22 protein-coding genes and 2 tRNA genes are annotated in these 22,061 nt (G+C 67.8%); 10 read left to right on the plus strand and 14 right to left on the minus strand.

Annotation, left to right across the window (positions count from 1 at the left end; translation table 11 throughout):
- Positions 1 to 22 precede the first annotated feature (22 nt).
- Positions 23 to 1,525: a trigger factor gene (gene tig / locus IC40_RS0105405; protein ID WP_030133730.1), complete on the minus strand. Its 1,503-nt coding sequence runs from the start codon at positions 1,523 to 1,525 to the stop codon at positions 23 to 25.
- Positions 1,526 to 1,565: 40 nt separating this feature from the next.
- Positions 1,566 to 1,639 (minus strand) — tRNA-Pro (locus tag IC40_RS0105410).
- 130 nt (positions 1,640 to 1,769) lie between these two features.
- Here IC40_RS0105410 and IC40_RS0105415 point away from each other — a divergent pair.
- Positions 1,770 to 1,843, plus strand: a tRNA-Gly gene (locus IC40_RS0105415).
- 71 nt (positions 1,844 to 1,914) lie between these two features.
- Here IC40_RS0105415 and IC40_RS0105420 read toward each other — a convergent pair.
- Positions 1,915 to 2,349, minus strand: a complete 435-nt coding sequence (locus IC40_RS0105420; RefSeq protein ID WP_234411687.1) for a hypothetical protein — start codon at positions 2,347 to 2,349, stop codon at positions 1,915 to 1,917.
- Positions 2,350 to 2,576: 227 nt separating this feature from the next.
- On the opposite strand from IC40_RS0105420, the gene IC40_RS0105425 reads away from it, so the two are divergent.
- From IC40_RS0105425 to IC40_RS0105435, 3 genes are all read left to right on the plus strand, one after another.
- The gene (locus IC40_RS0105425) at positions 2,577 to 3,782 is read left to right on the plus strand and encodes a serine hydrolase domain-containing protein (RefSeq protein WP_396869032.1); all 1,206 of its coding nucleotides are present in this window, start codon (positions 2,577 to 2,579) and stop codon (positions 3,780 to 3,782) included.
- A 92-nt stretch (positions 3,783 to 3,874) separates the two neighbouring features.
- Complete coding sequence (locus IC40_RS0105430) at positions 3,875 to 4,684, plus strand: DUF1542 domain-containing protein (protein WP_030133733.1); 810 nt, start codon at positions 3,875 to 3,877, stop codon at positions 4,682 to 4,684.
- Positions 4,685 to 4,864: 180 nt separating this feature from the next.
- Positions 4,865 to 6,040 carry a Cmx/CmrA family chloramphenicol efflux MFS transporter gene (locus IC40_RS0105435; RefSeq protein WP_030133734.1) on the plus strand — a complete coding sequence of 392 codons (1,176 nt, stop codon included), beginning with the start codon at positions 4,865 to 4,867 and terminating at the stop codon, positions 6,038 to 6,040.
- Here IC40_RS0105435 and IC40_RS0105440 read toward each other — a convergent pair.
- Genes IC40_RS0105440 through IC40_RS0105455 form a run of 4 tightly spaced genes read right to left on the minus strand, consistent with a single transcriptional unit; the run spans position 6,012 to position 9,615 of the window.
- The gene (locus tag IC40_RS0105440) at positions 6,012 to 7,688 is read right to left on the minus strand and encodes a cation:proton antiporter (protein ID WP_030133735.1); all 1,677 of its coding nucleotides are present in this window, start codon (positions 7,686 to 7,688) and stop codon (positions 6,012 to 6,014) included. The genes IC40_RS0105435 and IC40_RS0105440 overlap by 29 nt on opposite strands.
- A gap of 43 nt (positions 7,689 to 7,731) precedes the next feature.
- On the minus strand, positions 7,732 to 8,538 hold the full coding sequence (locus IC40_RS0105445; protein ID WP_030133736.1) for an Fpg/Nei family DNA glycosylase: 807 nt from the start codon (positions 8,536 to 8,538) through the stop codon (positions 7,732 to 7,734).
- A 14-nt stretch (positions 8,539 to 8,552) separates the two neighbouring features.
- Positions 8,553 to 9,032, minus strand: coding sequence for a ribose-5-phosphate isomerase (locus IC40_RS0105450; protein ID WP_030133737.1), 480 nt, complete (start codon positions 9,030 to 9,032; stop codon positions 8,553 to 8,555).
- Between the two features lie 13 nt (positions 9,033 to 9,045).
- A complete protein-coding gene (locus IC40_RS0105455) occupies positions 9,046 to 9,615 on the minus strand; it encodes a TetR/AcrR family transcriptional regulator (RefSeq protein WP_030133738.1) in 570 nt (189 codons plus the stop codon).
- 84 nt (positions 9,616 to 9,699) lie between these two features.
- On the opposite strand from IC40_RS0105455, the gene IC40_RS0105460 reads away from it, so the two are divergent.
- Positions 9,700 to 10,440 (plus strand): SDR family oxidoreductase, encoded by a 741-nt coding sequence (locus IC40_RS0105460; protein ID WP_030133739.1) that lies wholly within the window; start codon positions 9,700 to 9,702, stop codon positions 10,438 to 10,440.
- Here IC40_RS0105460 and IC40_RS0105465 read toward each other — a convergent pair.
- The 3 genes from IC40_RS0105465 to IC40_RS0105475 are packed head-to-tail and all read right to left on the minus strand — an operon-like array spanning position 10,437 to position 13,233.
- Positions 10,437 to 11,396, minus strand: a complete 960-nt coding sequence (locus tag IC40_RS0105465; RefSeq protein ID WP_030133740.1) for an isopenicillin N synthase family dioxygenase — start codon at positions 11,394 to 11,396, stop codon at positions 10,437 to 10,439. The two genes, IC40_RS0105460 and IC40_RS0105465, sit on opposite strands and share 4 nt — an antisense overlap.
- A complete protein-coding gene (locus IC40_RS0105470) occupies positions 11,393 to 11,839 on the minus strand; it encodes a nucleoside deaminase (protein ID WP_030133741.1) in 447 nt (148 codons plus the stop codon). Before IC40_RS0105470 ends, IC40_RS0105465 begins: the two co-directional genes overlap by 4 nt.
- A complete protein-coding gene (locus tag IC40_RS0105475; RefSeq protein ID WP_030133742.1) occupies positions 11,836 to 13,233 on the minus strand; it encodes a purine-cytosine permease family protein in 1,398 nt (465 codons plus the stop codon). The genes IC40_RS0105470 and IC40_RS0105475 overlap by 4 nt, the downstream gene beginning before the upstream one ends.
- Positions 13,234 to 13,433: 200 nt before the next feature.
- Between IC40_RS0105475 and mgtE the strand changes: the two genes are divergently transcribed.
- On the plus strand, positions 13,434 to 14,795 hold the full coding sequence (gene mgtE, locus IC40_RS0105480) for a magnesium transporter (RefSeq protein WP_030133743.1): 1,362 nt from the start codon (positions 13,434 to 13,436) through the stop codon (positions 14,793 to 14,795).
- Positions 14,796 to 14,836: 41 nt separating this feature from the next.
- Here the strand turns inward: mgtE and IC40_RS0105485 are convergent, their stop codons facing one another.
- A complete protein-coding gene (locus tag IC40_RS0105485; RefSeq protein ID WP_030133744.1) occupies positions 14,837 to 15,445 on the minus strand; it encodes a mycothiol-dependent nitroreductase Rv2466c family protein in 609 nt (202 codons plus the stop codon).
- Positions 15,446 to 15,558: 113 nt separating this feature from the next.
- Here IC40_RS0105485 and pepN point away from each other — a divergent pair, with 113 nt between their 5' ends.
- Positions 15,559 to 18,120, plus strand: a complete 2,562-nt coding sequence (gene pepN / locus IC40_RS0105490) for an aminopeptidase N (protein WP_030133745.1) — start codon at positions 15,559 to 15,561, stop codon at positions 18,118 to 18,120.
- 85 nt (positions 18,121 to 18,205) lie between these two features.
- The gene (locus tag IC40_RS0105495; RefSeq protein ID WP_030133746.1) at positions 18,206 to 18,544 is read left to right on the plus strand and encodes an HNH endonuclease; all 339 of its coding nucleotides are present in this window, start codon (positions 18,206 to 18,208) and stop codon (positions 18,542 to 18,544) included.
- Positions 18,545 to 18,597: 53 nt separating this feature from the next.
- Here the strand turns inward: IC40_RS0105495 and IC40_RS0105500 are convergent, their stop codons facing one another.
- From IC40_RS0105500 to IC40_RS0105510, 3 genes are read right to left on the minus strand one after another with little or no spacing between them, the layout of a single operon-like run.
- The gene (locus tag IC40_RS0105500) at positions 18,598 to 19,080 is read right to left on the minus strand and encodes a DUF5130 domain-containing protein (protein ID WP_019512156.1); all 483 of its coding nucleotides are present in this window, start codon (positions 19,078 to 19,080) and stop codon (positions 18,598 to 18,600) included.
- Positions 19,067 to 19,297: an aa3-type cytochrome oxidase subunit CtaJ gene (gene ctaJ / locus IC40_RS0105505; RefSeq protein WP_023986060.1), complete on the minus strand. Its 231-nt coding sequence runs from the start codon at positions 19,295 to 19,297 to the stop codon at positions 19,067 to 19,069. The genes IC40_RS0105500 and ctaJ overlap by 14 nt, the downstream gene beginning before the upstream one ends.
- A gap of 25 nt (positions 19,298 to 19,322) precedes the next feature.
- On the minus strand, positions 19,323 to 19,967 hold the full coding sequence (locus tag IC40_RS0105510; RefSeq protein WP_030133747.1) for an HNH endonuclease: 645 nt from the start codon (positions 19,965 to 19,967) through the stop codon (positions 19,323 to 19,325).
- A gap of 153 nt (positions 19,968 to 20,120) precedes the next feature.
- Between IC40_RS0105510 and IC40_RS0105520 the strand changes: the two genes are divergently transcribed.
- Both IC40_RS0105520 and IC40_RS0105525 read left to right on the plus strand, forming a co-directional pair.
- Positions 20,121 to 20,525, plus strand: a complete 405-nt coding sequence (locus IC40_RS0105520; protein WP_030133748.1) for a globin — start codon at positions 20,121 to 20,123, stop codon at positions 20,523 to 20,525.
- Positions 20,525 to 22,054, plus strand: a complete 1,530-nt coding sequence (locus tag IC40_RS0105525; protein ID WP_030133749.1) for a glycoside hydrolase family 13 protein — start codon at positions 20,525 to 20,527, stop codon at positions 22,052 to 22,054. Before IC40_RS0105520 ends, IC40_RS0105525 begins: the two co-directional genes overlap by 1 nt.
- The last annotated feature ends 7 nt before the right edge of the window (positions 22,055 to 22,061 follow it).

Genomic DNA, 22,061 nt, shown 5'->3' on the forward strand with positions numbered 1-22,061 from the left:
AGGCGCGCTTTCGCTCACAGCGTCACTCCGAGGAGTCGTCGCTCTTCTTGTCGGACTTCTTCTTGGCCTTCTTCTTGTCCTTCTTCTCCGCCTTCTCGGCGGCGGCATCCTCGTCGGCAGCGGCCTCGGACTCGGCGGCATCAGCGGCCGGAGCCTCGACAGCCAGGTCCTCGGCCGCCTCGGCATCGGCGGTCTCCTCGCCGCCGGCCGGTCCGAAGAACTCGGCGGTGTCGACCGCGTTGCCATCGGAATCGGTGACCGTGGCGCCCTGCACGACGGCGGCGATGGTCAGGCCGCGGCGGACATCGGCGAACATCGCGGGCAGCTGGTTGTTCTGCTGCAGCACCTGCAGCAGCTGCTGCGGCTCGATGCCGTACTGCCGTGACATCAGCACCAGCCGCTCGGTCAGGTCGGCCTGGCCCACCTGGATGTCGAGCTTGTCAGCGACGGCGTCCATCAGCAGCTGGGTCTTGACGGCCTTCTCGGCCTCGTTGCGGGTGTTCGTGTCGAACTCCTCGCGGCTGCTGCCCTGCTCGGTGAGGCTCTCGTTGAACTTGTCCTCGTCGTGGTCGAGACCGTGGATGGCGTTGTGCAGGGTGTCGTCGATCTGCGCCTGCACGATCGCCTCGGGCAGTGGCACCTCGACATCGGCGAGCAGCGCCTCGAGGGCCTTGTCGCGGATCTGCTCGGCCTGCTGGATTCGCTTGACCCGCTTGACCTGCTCGACAAGGCTCTCCTTGAGCTCGTCGATGGTGTCGAATTCGCTTGCCAGCTGCGCGAACTCGTCGTCGGCCTCGGGCAGCTCGCGCTCCTTGACCGATTTGACGGTCACGGTGACCTCGGCCTCCTGGCCGGCGTGCGGGCCGGCGGCCAGCGTGGTCGTGAAGACCTTGGACTCACCCGCTTTGAGCCCGATGATCGCCTCGTCGAGGCCGTCGATGAGCTGACCGGAACCGATCTCGTGGGACAGGCCCTCGGTGGCGGCCTCGGGCACCTCGGTGCCGTCGACGGTGGCCGACAGGTCGATGGAGACGAAGTCGCCGTCGGCGGCGGCGCGCTCGACACCGGTCAGGGTGCCGAAGCGGGCACGCAGGTTCTGCAGTTCGGTGTCGACCTCGTCATCGGCGATCTCGATCGGGTCGACGGTGATCTTCAGCGCGGTCAGGTCGGGCAGCTCGATCTCGGGGCGGATGTCGACCTCGGCGGTGAACACCAGCTCCTCGTTGTCCTCGAGCTTGGTGACCTCGATATCGGGCTGGCCGAGCGGCTGGATCTCCGCGGAGGTGACTGCCTCGCTGTAGCGGCTGGGCAGCGCGTCGTTGACGACCTGCTCCAGGACCGCGCCGCGACCGATGCGGGCCTCGAGCAGCTTGCGAGGGGCCTTGCCGGGACGGAATCCGGGCAGCCGCACCTGGCCGGCCAGCTGCTTGAACGCGCGGTCGAAGTCTGGCTCCAGCTCGGTGAAGGGCACCTCCACGTTGATCCGGACCCGGGTCGGGCTCAACTTTTCGACGGTGCTCTTCACTGCGTTACTCCTCGTAGATGGTTCGTTGTTGCTCGTACGGTCGGGGTGACAGGATTTGAACCTGCGGCCTTCCGCTCCCAAAGCGGATGCGCTACCAAGCTGCGCTACACCCCGTGCCTCTTCGTGCTTGTCTTCGGTCGACACGCACGCACGCCGACCACGCGAGATACTACGGGCATGTGTCGCGACGCCATCAATTGGATTTGATCGCGCCTTCGCTAGTACAGTCTCCGATGCACCGCATGCGGGCGTAGCTCAATGGTAGAGCCCTAGTCTTCCAAACTAGCTACGCGGGTTCGATTCCCGTCGCCCGCTCCACGCGAGAACGGTCCTACCGGCGGAAACGCTGGTAGGACCGTTTTTTCAGCGGCGTGGCCGCGGGTCGGCCGTCAGCCGCCGAGCTTGGTGGCCAGCTCGGGGCACTCGTACTTCACGGCCACCGTGACGATCGTCGTCAGCGCATCGGGCGGCAGTCGACTACCCATCTGGATCAGCACATCGACCACATCTGCGATGGAGTCGTTGAAGCGGCTCTCGCCCATGATGCAGGCCAGCGACAGCTGGTCGGCGATCGCGTCATCAGGCCCGTCGATACCGGCGGCGCGCAGCTCGTCCAGCGCCTGCTGCGAGACACCGGACGTCGGTCTCTGGCTGGTGGGCGGCGCCTTCGTGGTGGTGCGCTTCGGTGCGCTCGAGGTGTAGAGCGTGAGGTCATCCGGCGCCGTCGCCACCCCGGTGGTGCTGCCACCGCACCCGGCGATCAGGACCGCCCCGGCCAGCCCCCACGCCGCAACCGCTGCCTTGCCCGTTTTTGCGCTCCCCATATTGCCTCCCCCGCCCCGCCCCCCGCAGTGCGGATACAACCGTATCGCCGCCGTGGATGATCAGCCGCCATCATGAGCAAGATGCTTGTCGCCGAAAGGTTGTCGAGACGTCGACCGGAAGCCGATCGTCATCCAACCGCGATGCAACGGCAGTGCGGTCGTCACCTGGGCAGTCGGCGCAGGACGTACGGTGGCCGGAGTCATCGCAAGCGTCTGGAGGTCGAGCTGTGCACCGCTCCCCCGTCGCGCCACCCACCGTGTCCGTGGACGGCATCTGTGTCGAAGATTTCGCCGGCGTGCGAGCAGCGTTCGAACGTAATTTCACCGAACGCGGTGACATCGGCGCCGCGGTCGCGGTCTGGGTCGACGGCGATCTGGTGGTCAACCTCTGGGGTGGCAGCGCGGACGCGGCGGGGGTGCGACCCTGGCGGGCCGACACGTTGGCGAGCATCTACTCCGGGTCCAAGGGTCTGACGAGTACCTGTATCCACCTGCTGGCCGACCGCGGCGAGCTCGACCTGGACGCGCCGGTTGCCCGGTACTGGCCGGAGTTCGGCCAGGCCGGCAAGGAGAACATCACCGTCGCGATGGTGCTGGCCCACCGGTCCGGGGTGATCGGGCCGCGGCATCGGCTGCGCCCGGAACAGACGCTCGACTGGGACGGCGTGTGCACGCGGATCGCCGGGTCGCCACCGTGGTGGGAACCGGGTACCGCGCAGGGCTATCACATGGTGACGTTCGGGTTCATCCTCGGCGAGCTGGTGCGCCGGATCACCGGACGCACCCTGGGCAGGTATCTGCGCACCGAGATCGCCGAGCCGCTCGGTATCGACGTGCACGTCGGGCTGCCCGCCGCCGAGCACCACCGATGCGCGGAGATGATCAACAAGCCCCACATCCGCGACGTGCTGGCCGGCGGTGGCGCGCCGGGACAGCCGGCCCGTCTGGACGAACATCCGATGGCCGGGCTGGCGGTGGCCATGGGATTCGTGCCCGACGACGAGCTGGGTTCGACCGATATCGACAGCTGGCGCGCCGCCGAGTTCCCGGGAACCAACAGCCACGTCAGCGCGCACGGTCTCGCGACGTTCTACAACGCACTGGCGCAGGAGAAGCTGCTCAGCCGCGAACTGATGGAGCGAGTTCGGGTGTCCCAGGGCGGATTCGACACCGATGTCGTCCTCGGTGCACGGGTCGCCGACCACGGCTGGGGTCTGGGTTACATGCTCAACCAGCGAGGCGTGGCGGGGCCGAACCCGGCGATCTTCGGCCACGGCGGTTCGGGTGGGTCGTTCGCCTTCGTCGACCTGGAACACCGCATCGGCTACTCGTATGTGATGAACCATTTCGACGCCACGAAATGCAATGCCGACCCGCGCACCCTGGCGCTGTCCGACGAGGTCTATTCCGCGCTCGGCGTGAAAACGGCCTGACCGAGCCGGACTTCGCCGCGGGCTTCGCTGTGGTCGGGCTTCGCTGTGATCGAGCACAGGAAGCGCCTGCGGGCTGTCGGTACGCTGGGAACATGAACGGCGTACTCGTCATCCTCATCGTGCTCGTCATCGCGGCGATCGCCTTCGTCGTGTTCAACTCGTCGCAGGCCAACGACCGCAAGGCCGCCGAGTCACTGGCCGATGCCAAGGCCGACGCACGCCGGGTCATCGAACGCCTCGGCGGGCAGGTGCTCAACATCACCGGCAACGACGATGCCTCCAAGCAGGCGATGGCCGATGCCTCCGAGCGGTACACCGCCGCGTCCTCGCAGATCGAGCAGGCCACCACTGCCAAGCAGGCCGAGCTGGCCAAGGAGAGCGCCATCGAGGGCCTGTACTACGTGCGCGCGGCGCGCACCGCGATGGGCATGGATCCGGGTCCGGAGCTGGAATCCCTTGCCGGACAACGCACCGCAGGTGCCGTCACCGAGGATCGCCGCGTCGAATTCGAGGGCAGGCAGATCGAGGCTTCCCCGACACCCTCTGAGCGCACCCCGAACTACTACCCGGGCGGGCGCGTCGCGGGACGTCCGGTGCCGGCGGGCTGGTACTCCGAGCCGTGGTGGAAGCCGGCCCTGGTGGCCGGCGCCTGGGGTCTCGGTTCGGCCATGTTGTTCAGTGCCATGTTCAGCGGGATGTCCGGTGTCGGTTACGACGCCCAGGCGTTCGAGTCCGGATACGGCGACGGGTTTCAGGACGGGCTGGCCCAGGGTGAGCTCGGCGATGGCGGCGGTGTCGACCAGAGTGGCTGGGACGGTGGCGATCAGGGCGGCTGGGATTCCGGCGGCTGGGACGGCGGCGGCGATTTCGGTGGCGGCGATTTCGGCGGGTTCGACTTCTAGCCGCGACGCGAGATCGTTAGGGTGCCCGTATGAGTCCGAAGACGCATGAGGTGGGGCTGCCGGTCCCACCGCCAGCCCCGTAACTCCAGCATTTTGTCGGCACGCGTGTTCACTGCGCGCGTGCGGGTGCCGGCCGTGGTGACGAGATGAATCCCCGTACCTCTCACCGTGGAAGCGTCGATGTCTCGTACCCTCTATCTGCTTGCCCTGGCCGTATTCGCCATGGGCACTTCGGAATTCATGCTCGCGGGCCTGGTGCCCGATATCGCCGCCGATCTCGGCGTCCCGGTCGGCGCAGCCGGTCTGCTGACCTCCGTGTTCGCCGCCGGGATGGTGATCGGCGCACCGGTGATGGCGGCCTGCGCCCGCCGGCTCCCACTCCGCACGAGCCTGACCACCTTTCTGCTGGTCTTCGCGGCAGCACATGTGGTCGCGGCATCGACAACCAGCTTCGCGCTACTGCTGGGTACCCGGGTGCTCGCCGCCCTGGCCAATGCCGGGTTCCTCGCGGTGGCACTGCGGGCGGCCACCGCCTCGGTCGCGGCCGACCGCCGGGGGCGCGCGCTGGCAGTCCTGCTTGCCGGTACGACGTTGGCGATGGTGCTCGGCGTGCCCGCAGGGGCACTGCTCGGAATGCTTCTCGGTTGGCGGGCCACATTCTGGGCGGTGGCACTGTTGTGTGTACCGGCGCTCATCGGCATCGTCGCCGGGATCCGCAGTGGCCCACCACCCGAGCCCGAACGGGTCTCGCTGCGCGCGGAGTTGGCCCAACTCCGCTCCCCCGCGTTGGCTGTGGTGATGGTGCTGGCCGCCGCCGTCAACGGCGCGACCTTCGCGGCGTTCACGTTCCTGGCGCCCGTGGTGACCGACACGGCCGGGCTGGACCGCTCGTGGATCACCGTGCCGCTCATGCTTTTCGGGATCGGTTCATACCTGGGGGTGCGGCTGGCCGGCCGGTTGTCCGATGACCGGCCCGGCACCGTGATGTTCACCGGCGGACCGCTCTTGGTTCTGGGCTGGGTCGCGCTCGGGACCTGGGCCGGACATCCGTGGGCGCTGCTCGTCCTGGTGTTCGGCCAGGGTGTGCTGTCCTTCGCGGTGGGCGCCACGCTGATCACCCGCGTGCTCTACGCCGCGTCCGGAGCTCCGACGATGGCGGGTTCGTACGCGACGGCCGCGCTCAACCTCGGCGCGGTGTGCGGGCCCGCTGTTGCCGGGCTGACGTTGACCGGCCCCGCCGGCCCCCTCGGGCCGGTGTGGACGGCCGCCGCGCTGTCCACGGTCGGGGTCGTGTGTGCACTGTTCGCACCGCACCTGGTGGCCGGATTCAGAGGCGGCTCTCCAACCTCGCGGTGACACTGGCCTCCTGCAGATCGAGGCGTTCGAGCATGGCGCGCACGGCCTCGTCCTCGATACGGCCATCTTCCAGCTCGGCGATCAGCGCGGCCCGCTGGGCACCGAGCACCGCCCGGTAGACCGTCGAGAACACCTCGGCCCGTTTGGTGGGCGCACCCGGATCGGGCATCTCGTCGGCGTCCTGCGCGTGCCGGGCGATGACGGCGCGGATCTCGGCGACCAGTTCCTGGTTGATCCCCGCCGGCGGGTGGGCGTGAAAATCGGCCAGCACATCGTCGGCGGCCTGCTGGACCACCTGCTCGGCCTTGATCTCCTCGGCCCGGTCGGCGGCGTGGTCGTCGTTGAATCGCGACAGGTGCAGCCGGCGGATCAGCCATGGCAGCGTCGACCCTTGGATCAGCAGCGTCCCGACGCTGACCACGAACGCGATGGCCTGGATGGTGGCGCGCTCGGGAAACGGCTCGCCGTCGATCGTGGTGGCCGGGATGGCGGCGGCGGCGGCCAAGGTGACCACCCCGCGCATCCCGGTCCAGGAGACCACCACGTTCTCCTGCCAGCTCAGCGAGCGGCGGTCGATACGGGAGCGCCATTTGGCCAACGGCCGGCCCCGCGTCGCGCCGCGGCCGGTATCGGGCGCCGGAACGCTCCATTTCGCCTCGACGTGGCGGGCGAGCTTGCTGCGGCCGAACATCAGGAACACCGACACCGGCCGGATCACCAGGACAAGCACCAGCACGATCGCCGAGGCGACCGCGACCTGTGTCAGCGATTCGTGGGCCTCCTGCAGATCCTCCAGCACGAACCGCAGGTGCAGGCCGATATAGGCGAAGACGAAGGCCTCCAGCAGGACGTCGACGGAGTTCCACACATAACGTTCCTGCAGTCTGGTCTGGTAGCCGGCCGACAGGGTCCCGCTGCCGACGACGAACCCGGCCACCACGACCGCCAGAACCCCGGAGGCGTGCAGTTCCTCGGCCACGATGAACGCGGCGAACGGGACCACCAGCCCCTGCACCGTCTCCAATCCGGGGTTGGCTAGCCGTCGGCGGATCCACAGGGTGATCCACCCGAGCAGCGCACCGACGACGGGGCCCACCACGGCGCTGTAGCTGAACAGCAACACGGGATTGTCGATGAAGGTGCGGGTACCGGCCACCTGTGCCACCGCGATGCTGAACAACGTCAGCGCGGCGGCATCGTTGATCAGGCTCTCCCCGGTCAGGATCGCCATCACCTTCTTCGGAAGCCCGAGCTTGCGGCCCACGGCGACGGCGGTCACCGCGTCCGGCGGGGCGACGATCGCTCCCAGCACCAGTGCGGTCGCGAAGGTCAACGGCACCAGCACCAGCCACGCCGACACCGCCGCCACGGTGAACGCGCTGATCACCACCAGGCCCACCCCGAGGCCGAGGATCGGCCGGATGTTGCGCAGGAACGTCGGGAAGGAGAAGTTCAGTGCCGCCGAATACAGCAGGGGTGGCAGCACCACCGTGAGCAGGATGTGCGAGTCCAGCTCGGGCGGTTCGAAATCCGGCGCGAACGACACGGCAATGCCGACCATCACGATGATCAGGGCGGGTTCCAGTCCGCGCCGATGCGCGATGGCGGTCACGACGATGGCCCCGACGACCACGAGAATCAACTCCACCGCAACGATTCTCCCTGCCCGCCGACGGGTCTGCCCGGCAGGCTCAGCTCTGGCAGGTGGGGCACCAGAACACGTTGCGCGCCTCCAGTTCGGCGGTGCGCACCGGTGTCCCACACACCCGACACGCCTCGCCCGCGCGGCGATAGACGTAGGTGCGGGGCCTGCCCTCGCGATAGGAGGGCGCGCCGCGATCGTGTTCGGGACGGACGACGACGATCTTGCCGCGACGCACCCCGATCTTCATCAGCGCGACGAGGTCGGTCCACATGTCCTCGAACTCGTCGTCGCCGATATGGGTGCCCGGCCTGTACGGGTCGATCTGGTGGCGGAACAACAACTCGCTGCGGTAGACATTGCCGACCCCGGCCATCACCTTCTGATCCATCAGCAGCCCGCCGATGGTGCGGCGCGACTTGGTGATTCGCTGCCATGCCAACTCGGGATCGGCATCCGAACGCAGCGGGTCGGGGCCTAGCCGGGCGAGCACATCGTCGACTGCACCGTCGTCGATCACCTCACACGCCGTCGGTCCACGCAGATCGGTGTAGTGGTCGGCGCCGACCATCCGCATCCGCACCGCACCCACCGGCGCGGGCACTGCGCCGTCCTCGCCGAGCGGCGCCTCGGTGAAGCTGCCGTACAGGCCCAGGTGCACATGCACCACCGCACCGCCGTCGTAATGGTGGAAAAGATGCTTGCCCCAGGCATCGGCGGTGCGCAGCACCCGGCCGGAGACGGCGGCCGCGCCCTCGGTGAAGCGCCCCTGCGGGCTGGAGACCACGACCGGGACCCGGCCGAACCGCTTCTGGTGCAGCCGGGCCAGCCGGTGCAGCGTGTGGCCCTCCGGCATCGGTCAGACCGCGATCAGGCCGGCGCCCCGGGCACCGGCGGTGCGACGTGGTCGACCTCATAGGCGGCCAGGATGTCGATACGACGCTGGTGGCGTTCGGCCTCCGACCACGGCGTGGCAAGGAAGGCGTCGACGATCGCGAGCGCCTCCTCCTCGCTGTGCATGCGGCCGCCGAGACCGATCAGCTGGGCGTTGTTGTGCTCGCGGGCCAGTTTCGCGGTCTCCACGCTCCACGCCAGCGCACAGCGGGCACCGGGCACCTTGTTCGCGGCGATCTGCTCGCCGTTGCCCGATCCGCCGAGCACGATGCCCAGGCTGTCCGGGTCGGCGACGGTCTTGACCGCGGCGTCGATGCAGAACGCCGGGTAATCGTCATCGGCGTCATAGCTGTAGGCGCCGCAGTCGATCGGCTCGTGGCCGCTCTTCCTGAGGTGCTCGATGATGGTCTTCTTGAACTCGAACCCGGCATGGTCGGCACCGATATAGACGCGCATGGCGGTAACCCTACTAATCGGGCCCCACGTCCCCGCTGCCCACCTGGTGCGCGGACAGCCCGTCGAGCAGCACGCCCAGCAGGCGGGGCGTGCGTTCGGCCCACTCGTCGGCCTCGACGTGGGCGAGGAACCAGGACAGCAGGATGACGTCGCGGGCGTCGACATCGGCGCGCAGAACGCCGGCGTCCCGCCCGGCCGCGAGCAGGGCGCCGAGGGCGTCGCCGAGTTTGCCCGGTGTGCGCGAGGCGATGTCCCGCCAGACCGACGCCTCGACCGCGGCCATCACGCCGAACTTCACCCTGGCGTACTCGGCGAGGTGCCCGAACCATTGCCGCAGCGCCACCACCGGCGGCTGCGCTTCGACCAATGCGTATGCCAGCGCGACCAATTCGTCGATCTCGTCGTCGTAGAGCGCGCGCATCAGATCATCTCGGGTGGCGAAATGCCGGTACAGCGTGGCCTGGCCGACACCGGCGGCCCGCGCGACGGCACTGAGCTTCAGTTCCCCGGGTTCGGTGACCAGCCGCCGCGCGGCGTCGATGATGGCCGACCTGCTGCGCGCGGCATCGGTGCGCTCGGCCATATCCACTCCTCGCCTTGAAAACGGACAACTTGTCCACTTATATGGAAACGGACAAGTTGTCCGCATTACTCTGGAGGTTAGGCCATGAATTCACTCGCCGACAAGGTCGTGGCGATCACCGGTGCCAGCAGCGGTATCGGCGCCGCCACCGCACGGCGGCTCGCCGGCCGCGGTTGCGCCGTCGTCCTCGGCGCGCGCCGCACCGAACGGCTCGACGAACTGGCCGCCGAGCTGCGGGCCGCGGGCGGCCGGGCCGCAACCGTCCCCGTCGATGTCACCCGAGCCGATGATCTGCAGCACCTGGTGGACTCGGCGGTGTCCGAGTTCGGCCGTCTCGACGTCCTGGTCGGCAACGCCGGGATCGGCCCGATCTCACCGGTGAGGGCACGACGTCGCGGCGACTGGGACGCCATGATCGATGTGAACCTGCGCGGTGTGCTGCACGGTATCGACGCCGCCCTGCCGGTGTTCGAGGAGCAGGGCCGCGGCCACTTCGTCACCATCGTCTCGACCGCGGGCCTCAAGATCGCACCGACCATGGCGGTGTATGCCGCCACCAAGAACGCTGTCCGCACCCTGCTGGAGGGATTGCGTCAGGAATCCACCGACGGGACGCTGAAGACCACGGCCATCTCACCGGGGTATGTGCGCACCGAGTTCGGCGACTCCATCACCGACCCGGCCATCCGCGCCGAGATCGACACCGGCATGCAGGCTTTCGCCCTCGATCCCGACGCGATCGCCAGAACGGTCGAGTTCGCGATCGACCAGCCCTGGGAAGTCGAGATCGGCGAATTGGTGATCCGTCCGACCGTCCAGGGTTAGCCGACGGTGATGGCGTCCAGTCGCTCCTTGATGAAATCGGCCGAGGTCACCGGGTCCAGGCCGGCGACCCGTCCGATGGGCGGCTCCAGCGGAGTGACCAGCGCATCGTGGTTGGCCTCGTAGAAGTAGATCAGCGACACCAGGTCCTCTTCGGGAGCGTGGGGTTGTGGCGGCAGCACCCGATGCCGGCCCGAGGGCCAACGCCGCCCGCTCCAGTACTCCAGCAGGTCCCCGATGTTGACGGTGAGCGCGCCGGGCTCCCACGGCGCATCCTCCCAGCCGGCCTCCTCCGAATACACCTGCAGGCCACCGGCACCGGGCTCGCGGTCGAGCACGGTGACCGTGCCGAAATCGGTGTGCGGGCCGATTCGGAACTGGCCCGGTTCGGGCTCGCCGACCACGCTGACCGGCGGGTAGTGGTTGATGTTCATCGTCCACGTCGGCGTGCTGGCCAACGCCGCGAACGGGTTCTCGGACAGTCCGAGGGCGGCGGCGAACAACCCGAGCAGGTCATCGGAGAGCGTGCGCATCGCGGTGGTGTACTCGTCCACAAGGCCCTGCAGGTGCGCCACCTCGGCAGGCCAGACGTTGGGCGCAAACCAGATTCGATCGATCTCCGGGTCCCCGGTCGCGGTCTCCGCACCCAGGCTGAAGCTCTCCTTGAGGTCCGGCGGCGTCTCGGTGCCCTCGGCGTAGGCGTTGGCCTCCGCGCCCGGCCCGATCCACCCGTGGCCGCCGACGGGCACCGAATAGCGCTGCTTCACCTCGGTGGGCAGGGCGAAGAACTCGCGGCTGGCGGCACGCACCCGCGCGGCCAGGTCAGGATCGACACCGTGGCCGGTGACGATGATGAAACCCGCCCGCTGCAGGCCCTCGTCCACCTCGGCGGCGAGCGCCCGCGCTTCCGCACCGCCGGCGTACCAGCGGGAAAGGTCAACGGTAGCAATGGCACTCATTCAGCCACTCCGATATCTTCGTTCCACAGTTCCGGCCGGGCGGCGATGAACTCCGCCATCATCGACACGCACCGCTCGTCTTCGAGCAGCGTCACCTGCACGCCGTTCTCGGCAAGCCAGTCATGCCCGCCGGAAAAGGTCTTGGCCTCCCCGATGACCACCGCGCCGATGTTGAACTGACGCACCAGACCGCTGCAGTACCAGCAGGGCGAGAGCGTCGTCACCATCACCGTGGACCGGTAGTCGCGCTGCCGCCCGGCATTGCGGAAGGCATCGGTCTCGCCGTGCACCGACGGGTCGTCGTTCTGTACGCGCCGGTTGTGTCCGCTGCCGAGCAACACACCGTCCCGGGTGAACAGGGCCGCGCCGATCGGGATTCCACCCTCGGCCAATCCTTTTCGGGCCTCCTCGACGGCAACGTCGAGCATCGCCTCCGGGGTCACGCAGGCACCCGCTCGGCGGCGATCTTGGCACGGCACAGCACGAGATAGCTGCCCGCGGCCAGCAGGAAGCCCACGAAGAAGCCGATATCACCCAGATCGGGCACCGCCCGAACGACAAACCCCACGAACAACTCCTGATTGCAGAACAGCAGGAACGAGACCACCAGACCGATCAGGAATGACAGTAGCCCCGGCCAATTCGAATAGGAGTGGTCATAGAGGAATCCGTCCACCCGCTGCCCGCGGCGCAGGTACTGATCGGCGAACACCACCCCGAGCCAGGGACCCACCCAGTAGGCGATGAGCAACAGGAAGGCCTCATAACTTGCCGCGGCATCGGCCAATGCCCACCAGGCCACCAGAAAGCCCGCGATGCCGAAGAAGACCGTCGCCGTCGCCCGGGCGATATGCGCCGGCAGTTTCACACCGGTGGTGACGAAGGCCATCCCGGCCGAGTAGACGTTGATGGCGTTGGCGGCCACGGCACCGATCGCGATGGCCAGCAGGGTGGCGGCGGCCAGCGCACCGGGCAGCGAACTGGTGAAGACATCGGCCGGATTGTCCGAACTCGCGTTGGTGATGATGGTGACCGACGCCGCGCCGACGATCGCCAGCACCGAACTGGCCAGGAACAGCCCGCCGGCGGCGAAGAGGCCGGTGCGCGCCGGTGACACGGTGCTGGGCAGGTAGCGGCTGAAATCGGCGGCATAGGGCGTCCAGCCGGCCACGTAGCCGAAGGTGGCACCCACCGTCAGCAGGAAGCCGCCGACCCCACCGACGCCGCCCTCGACAGCGGGCGCGCCCAGGTCGGCCTTGCTCATGATGACCACCGCGGTGATCGCGAAGATGACCGCCAGCACCGGGAACGCCCACCGTTCGAAGGCCTGTACCAGGTTGTGTCCGAAGAAGGCCAGCGCGGTCTGCACGATGACCACCAGAACCAGCGCCCACACGGGGGCGATGCCGAACAGCGTCGCCAACGCGAAGGCCGCGCTGATGCTGTTCGTCGCGAACCAGCCGACGCCCGCGGTGATCGCCATCAGCGTCGACGGCACCGCGTTGCCTCGGTATCCGAAGGACAACCGGCCGATGACCATCTGCGGCACCCCGAGTTGCGGGCCGCGCGCGGACAGGAAGGAGTGCGCCGCCGCGCCGAGGCCGGCGCCGATGACGATGCCCGCGACCGCCTGCCAGAACGTCATGCCGAAGTAGGAGACCGCCAGCACGCCCAGGAAGATGGTGGCGAATTCCAGATTCGGCGACGCCCAGGTCCACAGCAGCTGACTGGGCCTGCCATGGCGATCGGCCTCTGCGATGAACTCGTTACCACCGGGTTCGACCGCGACGATCCGGTCCCGGTAGCTACCGTCGGTGGTGGGTTCGGCCGCTGTCATTCTGTGCACTTTGACGGCCCGGCCACCGGCGTGCAACCGGAACAACGGAATCTCACACCTACGAATTTCGTTGCCGGACACCTGCCGGACACCCGCGCGCCAACGCGTGTACACCGGCTAATGCGCTGTTGGACAGGCTTTCTGGTGAAAACGTGAGCGCGTTAGATTGACCTTCGCAATCGGCAGAGATGGAGACTGGCATGGGCAGCACCACCGCGACCGCACTACGCTCGGCGATCGCGAAACGGGATGTGGCCGCCTGGCTCAGATCGGTCAAGGACCCGGCCGAACGCACCCATCAGCTCGCCAAGTGCAGCGCCGAGGACCTACAGGCCCTCGGCCCGCTGCTCGACTCCGACGGCGCCACCGAGCTGTTCGAGTCGATCGACGACGAATTGTCGGCCTATGTGTTGGCCGCGATGGCCGCGACCGATGCCGCCGCGCTGGTGGACGCGCTCGACCTCGACCATGCCGCCGACGTGCTGCGCGATATGAAGGACGCACCGCGCGAGCAGGTCCTGTCGGTGCTGCCCCAGATCCGCGCCGACGTGCTGTGCGGGCTGCTGAGCTGGCCGCCCGATTCGGTGGCCGCACACATGGTGCCCGAGGCGCTGACCGTCCGCCCCGACATGACGGTCGGCGAGGCCGTCGCCTCGATTCGCGGCGATGCCGCAACGCTGCGCAGCGACTCTCGTACCGGTGCCTATGTCTACGTCACCGACGACGGCAACCGCCTGCTCGGCGTCGTCGCGTTCCGCGATCTCGTGCTCTGCGACACACGGGACACGGTCGCGGCGCTGACCAACCGCGATGTGCTGTCGGTATCGCCACTGACCGATGCCGAGGAGGCCGCCCAAGCCCTGGTGGACTACAACCTGGTCGCGGTGCCGGTGGTCGATGCCGACAACCGGCTGCTCGGCATCCTCACCGAGAACACCGCCAACGACATCACCGCCGAGGAGGCCACCGAGGACGCCGAACGCCAGGGTGGGTCGGAACCGCTGGAGGTGCCCTACCTGCGGGCCTCGCCATGGCTGCTGTGGCGCAAGCGGATCGGCTGGCTGCTGCTGTTGTTCATCGCCGAGGCCTATACCGGCACGGTGCTACGGCATTTCGAGGAGGAGATGGAGGCCGTCGTCGCACTGGCCTTCTTCATCCCGCTGTTGATCGGCACCGGCGGCAACACCGGAACGCAGATCACGACGACACTCGTGCGGGCGATGGCCACCGGTCAGGTGCGACTGCGTGACGTCCCGGCGATCCTGGCCAAGGAGATGTCGACCGGCATGATGATCGCGGCCACCATGGCGCTGGCCGCGCTGATCCGGTCCTGGACCCTCGGGGTCGGGCCGGAGATCACCTTGACGGTGACTCTGACCGTGGCCGCGATCGTGCTGTGGTCGTCATTCGTGGCCTCGATACTGCCGCCGGTGCTCAAGAAGTGCCGCATCGATCCGGCGGTGGTGTCGGCGCCGATGATCGCGACCATCGTCGACGGCACCGGGCTGATCATCTACTTCATGATCGCCCACGCCACGCTGTCACAACTGCAGGGGTTGTAGGTTCATCCCCCGAGTCGCTTCGCTCCTGCCCGCCGGCGCGGTCAGTCGAACTCGGGCGACTCGTGGCGGGTGCGCTTGAGTTCGAAGAAGTGCGGATAGGACGCGAAGATCACCGAGGCGTCCCACAGCTTCCCGGCCTCCTCGCCGCGCGGGATGCGCGAGAGCACCGGACCGAAGAACGCGACGCCGTTGACGTGGATGGTCGGCGTGCCGACATCGTCACCGACCGCGTCCATGCCCTCGTGGTGGCTCTTGCGCAGCGCCTCGTCGTAGGAGTCGGTGGTGGCCGCCTCGGCGAGTTCGGCGGGCAAGCCGGCCTGCGCCAAGGACTTCGCGATCACGTCGTCGAAATCTTTGTTGCCCTCGTTGTGGATCAGCGTGCCCATCGCGGTGTAGAGCGGGGACAGCACCTCCGGACCGTGGGCCTGTTCGGCCGCGATCGCCACCCGCACCGGGCCCCAGGCCTTCTTCATCATCTCCTGGTACTCCTCGGGCAGATCCCGGCCCTCGTTGAGCACCGCAAGGCTCATCACGTGGAAGTTGACCTCGATATCGCGGACCTTCTGGACCTCGAGAATCCAACGCGAGGTGATCCAGCACCACGGGCACAGCGGGTCGAACCAGAATCCGGCGACATCTTTCTGGGCCATACAGATCGATCCTCTCGATTGCGACGGAGTCCTCTTCTCGACGACACAACTCTTGCCGCCCGGCATATGTTCCCGCCAGGGGTCCAGGTCGGTCGACGTACTAAGTTGGTTCCGTGGCTCTCCCCAATCTGACTCGCGACCAGGCCGCCGAGCGCGCCGCCCTGGTGACCGTGGACAACTACCGCATCGATCTGGATCTCACCTCCTCCAGCGAGAAGACCTTCGGGTCGAGGACCACCGTGACGTTCTCGGCGCTGGCCGGTGCGGACACCTATATCGACCTGGCCGCGGCCACCGTGCACAGTGCGACCCTCAACGGCCATGCCATCGACGTCTCCGGGTATGACGAAGCACGCGGTATCGCCCTGACCGGACTGGCCGAGCACAACGAACTCGTGATCGACGCCGACTGCCTGTACTCCAACACCGGAGAAGGTCTGCACCGGTTCGTCGACCCCGTCGACAACGAGGTGTACCTGTACTCGCAGTTCGAGACCGCCGATGCCAAACGGATGTTCGCCTGCTTCGACCAGCCCGACCTGAAAGCCACCTTCGACGTGACGGTCAAGGCTCCGGAGCACTGGCAGGTGATCTCCAACGGCGCCACCGACTCGGTGGACAACGGCGTGCACACCTTCGTCACCACCCCGAAGATGAGCACCTACCTGGTCGCGCTGATCGCCGGGCCGTACGCCCGCTGGGACGATGTCTACACCGATGACCACGGGGACATCCCGTTGGGCATCTTCTGCCGCGCCTCGCTGGCCGAGTTCATGGACGCCGATCGGTTGTTCACCGAGACCAAGCAGGGCTTCGGGTTCTACCACCGCAACTTCGGTGAGCCCTACGCGTTCGGCAAGTACGACCAGCTGTTCGTCCCGGAATTCAACGCGGGCGCGATGGAGAACGCCGGCGCAGTGACCTTCCTGGAGGACTACGTCTTCCGGTCCAAGGTCACCCGATACAGCTACGAGCGCCGCGCCGAGACCGTGCTGCACGAGATGGCGCACATGTGGTTCGGCGATCTGGTCACCATGGCGTGGTGGGATGACCTGTGGCTCAACGAATCCTTCGCCACCTTCGCCTCGGTGCTCTGCCAGGCCGAGGCCACCGAGTACACCCAGGCCTGGACGACGTTCGCCAACGTCGAGAAGTCCTGGGCCTACCGCCAGGACCAGCTGCCGTCCACCCACCCGGTGGCCGCCGACATCCCGGACCTGCACGCGGTCGAGGTCAACTTCGACGGCATCACCTACGCCAAGGGCGCCAGCGTGCTCAAGCAGCTGGTGGCATATGTCGGCCTCGAAGCCTTTCTCGCCGGTCTGCGCGACTACTTCCGCGACCACAAGTTCGGCAACGCCACCTTCGGCGATCTGCTTGGCGCCCTTGAGAAGTCATCGGGCCGCGACTTGAGCGGCTGGGGCCGCCAGTGGCTCAAGACCACCGGTCTGAACACCCTGCGCGCCAGCTTCGATGTCGACGACGACGGTGCGTTCACCCGATTCGCGGTGCACCAGTCCGGTGCCGCACCCGGTGCCGGTGAGACCCGCGTGCACCGGCTGGCCGTCGGCATCTACGACGAGGATGATTCGGGCAAGCTCGTCCGGGTACACCGCGAGGAACTCGACGTCGAGGGCCCGTCCACCGACGTCCCCGGGTTGATCGGCGTCGGGCGCGGCAAGTTCATCCTCGTCAACGACGATGACCTGACCTACTGCTCGCTGCGGCTGGACCCGGCATCCCTGCAGACGCTGCTGAACCGCATCGCCGATATCGCCGAGCCGCTCCCCCGCACGCTGGCCTGGTCGGCGGCCTGGGAGATGACCCGCGAGGCCGAGCTGAAGGCCCGCGATTTCGTGACGCTGGTGATCGCCGGCGTGCACGCCGAGACCGAGGTCGGCGTGGCGCAGCGTCTGCTGATGCAGGCGCAGACCGCGCTGGGCTCCTACGCCGATCCGGAGTGGGCCAAGGAGAACGGCTGGCCCGCGTTCGGTGACGCCCTGCTGGACCTGGCCCGTGAATCGGCACCCGGTTCGGATCATCAGCTGGCGTTCGTCAACGCGCTGACCACCTCGGTGCTCTCCCCCAACCATGTGGCTGTGCTGTCCACCCTGCTCGACAACGAGCCCGCGGCGGTGAACCTGAGCGGTCTGGTGATCGACACCGATCTGCGCTGGCGCATCGTCACCGCCCTGGCGCGCGCCGGGGTGATCGACGCCGAGGGCGCCGAGACACCGTTCATCGATGCCGAGGCCGAGAACGACCCGACCGCCGCCGGCAAGCGCAATGCCGCCGCCGCCGCCGCGGCCCGCCCGCAGGTGTCGGTGAAGAACGCCGCGTGGCAGCGCGTGATCGAGGACGACACGCTGGCCAACATCACCACCCGCGCGATCGTCGGTGGCTTCGTGCAACCCGGTCAGGCCGAGCTGTTGACGCGGTTCCGCGACCTGTACTTCGCCTCGATCCCCGGGGTGTGGGAGCGGCGGTCCAGCGAGGTCGCCCAGACCGTGGTGATCGGGCTGTACCCGTCCTGGGATATCAGCACCGGTGGGCTTGGCGCGGCGGATGCATTCCTGTCCGGCCACGATGTGCCGCCAGCGCTGCGCAGGCTGGTACTCGAGGGTCGGGCCGGTGTCGAGCGAGCACTCAAGGCACGCGCCTTCGACGCGTCCTGACTCCCCCGGCGAGTGTGCGTGTCTGCTGCCCGACACGCCGCTCGCGCACCCGAGTTATCGCACGCTCGCCACGCATGATTTCCCGGTGGCCGTCAGCAACTCGCGCAGAGCCCGCGCCGCCCGTCGGCGCACCCGCCGCGTCAAGGCCGTCGTCAACGACCTCACCGCGGCACAGTGGGCGGCGATCCAGGACGCGTGGGGCGGCTGCGCCTACTGCGGGGTGACGGGTAAACCGCTGCAGCGTGATTGCGTCATGGCGATCTCGCGCGGCGGGCGCTACACGATCGAGAACGTGGTGCCCGCCTGTGGGGCGTGCAATGCCAGCAAGTGCAATGACGAGGTCACGGGCTGGATGCGGCGCAAGCGACTCGACGAGCGACTGTTCCTTGAGCGCTATGTCGCCATCCGCGCGCAGCTGGCCTGAGACAGCAATCGGCCCCGGTACCAGTAGGCACCGGGGCCGATCGAACAGCGTGGTCAGGCCGGCGAGATCGCCGCAGACATGACATTGACGGCGCTGACGAGCGCGTCGATGAGGTTGCCGTCGCGCAGCGATCCGAGCGCCGCGGAGATCCCGAGCGGTGCGGCGGTCTCGGCGCCGCGGCCCTTGACCTCGGAACCGTAGACGACCTCGATCGCCTTCTGGTTCGGCGAGACGGCCAGCAGCACCGCGTTGTCGGCGGTCGGCACCTTGGCCAGGATCTCGCGGGCGGTGGCCGCGGTATCGGCACCGAGGTCACCGATGAACACCGCGAACCGGGCCTTGGCGTAACGCGATCCGTACTTCAGCGCGTTGTCCAGGGCGACCAGATCCTTGACCGAGAACGGGTAGTGCACCGAGAGCTCGCCGGGTTCGGTGACACCGGAGATGCGGCCGCTGCTGGTCAGCGCGTAGCCGTAGGGCAGGTCGACATCGGTCGTCGTCCTGGCGATCTCGTTGGTATGGCTACCACTTGCCACTTGCGCCACCTCCCACCGTCACGTGATCGCCGTGGCCGCCATGGCCATGGTCGGCAGGCTCATCGGCGGCCCACAGGATGGGATCGTGGGTCCACTCGTCGCCGAGTTTGTATGACTTCGGGTGCGGTCCCTTGTGGCGGTAGGCCAGCGCGGCCAACACCAGAAACAAGACCAGCGGGACCCCACCCAACAGGGAATGGGTAAGTGCTGTGCTCACATGCCAAACCTAGCGCAAGCCTCGGTCACGCCGCGCCTTCACCCAGATATCTCACCCAGGCCGGATCGAGTTCCTTCACCGAGGACAGCAGCCGCCAGTGCTGCCCCTTGGGTGGCATCGGGATGGCACGCAGCGCCCAGCCCAGCTCGGAGAGCAGCCGGTCGGCCTTGCGGTGGTTGCAGGCCGAGCACGCCGCGACGCAGTTCTCCCAGGAATGCTCGCCACCGCGGCTGCGGGGGATGACATGGTCGACGGTGTCGGCCTTACCGCCGCAATAGGCACATCGGAACCGGTCCCGATGCATCAGCGCCGCCCTGGTCATGGGGATGCGGGCCCGGTAGGGCACCCGGACGAAGGTCCGCAACCTGATCACCGAGGGCACCACGATGGTGCGCGTGGCGGAGTGGATGACGGGCCCACTCGGGTCATCGTGCACGACATCGGCCTTACCGCACATCAGCATGATGACCGCACGCCGCATCGGCAGCGCGGTCAGCGGCTCATAGGTGGAGTTGAGCAGCAGGACCCGACGCCGACCCCACACCGAACCGGGATGGACGGCCGTTGCGGCCTCGGCAACCTGCAGGGCGCGCGCGCCGGTAGAACCGACCACGGCCGTGGAGCTCTGGTAGCCCGCTCGTCGAGCAGGGCTTTTCGTGCGCTGCGACATTCGTCCTCCGCAGGACAGTCCACCACGATTTGTCACCGCTCGCACGGCTATTTCGTCGGTGTTCGCTGGTCAGTCGGGTGAACTTCCGGTGACCAGCCCGTTGGCCGCACCAACCGACGGGCTGCACAGCCTGCGCGAACCGGATCGGGAACAATGGGTGCGGTGACCCAGCCGCAGCATTCGTTCTACGACGACGTCGGTGGCCACGAGACGTTCACCGCGATCGTGGCCAAGTTCTACGAACTGGTGCGCGAGGACGAAATCCTGCTCCCGCTCTATCCCGAGGACGATATCGACGGTGCCGAGGAACGGCTGCGGCTGTTCCTTGAGCAGTACTGGGGCGGGCCGCGGACCTACTCCGATCAGCGCGGCCACCCGCGGCTGCGGATGCGCCATGCACCGTTCCGGATCGGCTTCCTTGAGCGCGACGCCTGGCTGCGCTGTATGCACACCGCCGTGGCCTCGATCGACGCACAAACCCTGGACGACCGGCACCGCAAGGCGCTGCTGGACTATTTCCAGATGGCCGCCGACTCGATGGTGAACTCAGCGTTCTGATGGGCAGCACCAAATGGTGGTCGCGGGCGGTGTTCTATCAGATCTACCCACGGTCGTTCGCCGACAGCAATGGCGACGGGGTCGGTGATCTCGACGGCATCACCGCCCGGATGGACTACCTCGCCGCACTCGGCGTACAGGCGCTGTGGCTCAACCCGGTGATGGTCTCGCCGATGGCCGACCACGGGTACGACGTGTCCGATCCGCGCGATATCGATCCGCTCTTCGGTGACCTGACCGCACTGGACAGGTTGGTGGCGGCGGCCCATGGTCGCGGTATCCGGGTGACCATGGATCTGGTGCCCAACCACGTCAGCTCGGCACATCCGTGGTTCGTCGAGGCATTGGCCGATCCGTCCCGGCGCGACCGGTTCATCTTCCGCGACGGCACCGGAGCCGATGGTGCGTCACCACCCAACAACTGGGTGTCGATCTTCGGCGGTCCGGCCTGGACCCGGGTGCCCGACGGGCAGTGGTATCTGCATCTGTTCGACTCGGCCCAGCCTGATCTGAACTGGGAGCACCCCGAGGTGTTCGCCGATATCGAGGCGACACTGCGGTTCTGGCTGGACCGCGGCGTCGACGGGTTCCGCATAGACGTGGCGCACGGGATGGCCAAACCGGCCGACCTGCCGGATATGGACCTGACCGAGAATCGGTTGCTGCGCAACAAGGCCGACGACCCGCGGTTCGACGACGAGGCGGTGCACGATATCCACCGGTTCATCCGCGGGGTGCTCGACGACTATCCGGATGCGGTGACCGTCGGCGAGATCTGGGTGCACGGCAACGAGCAGTTCGCCAAGTACCTGCGGTCCGACGAACTGCACCTCGGTTTCAACTTCCAGCTCGTACAGGCCGATTTCACCGCCGACGCGGTACGTTCGGCCATCGACAACTCGCTCGCCGCAGCCGCACTGGCCGACGCACCGCCGACCTGGACGCTGTCGAATCACGATGTGGTGCGCGAGGTCTCGCGCTACGGCGACGGCACCTCGGGACTGGCCCGGGCGCGGGCGATGGCACTGGTGACGCTGGCGTTGCCCGGCTCGGTGTTCGTCTACAACGGTGCCGAACTCGGCCTGCCGAATGTGGACCTGCCCGACGAGGTGCTCCAGGACCCGGTCTGGGAGCGCTCGGGACGCAGCGAGCGGGGGCGCGACGGTTGCCGCGTGCCGATACCGTGGAGCGGCTCCCGCCCGCCCTACGGGTTTTCCGACATTGCGGATACCTGGTTGCCGATGCCCGACGGCTGGGAGTCGCTGACCGTGCAGGCGCAGTCCGGTGATCCGTCGTCGACGCTGGAGCTCTACCGGCGCGCGATCACGTTGCGCTCCACCCGACCGGAGTTCTCCGGCGCCTCGGTGGAATGGATCGGCGAGTCGACGTTTCGCCGGCCCGGCGGACTGATCTGCGTGCTCAACACCGGCGACGCACCGTTGCGGCTGCCCGCCGGTGAGGTGCTGCTGACCAGCGGCCCCCTCGCCGACGGTGCGCTGCCACCGGACACCGCCGCCTGGGTGGTGTGATTTCGGC

The organism is Mycolicibacterium neoaurum ATCC 25795 (assembly GCF_000691525.1).
Lineage (GTDB): Bacteria > Actinomycetota > Actinomycetes > Mycobacteriales > Mycobacteriaceae > Mycobacterium > Mycobacterium neoaurum.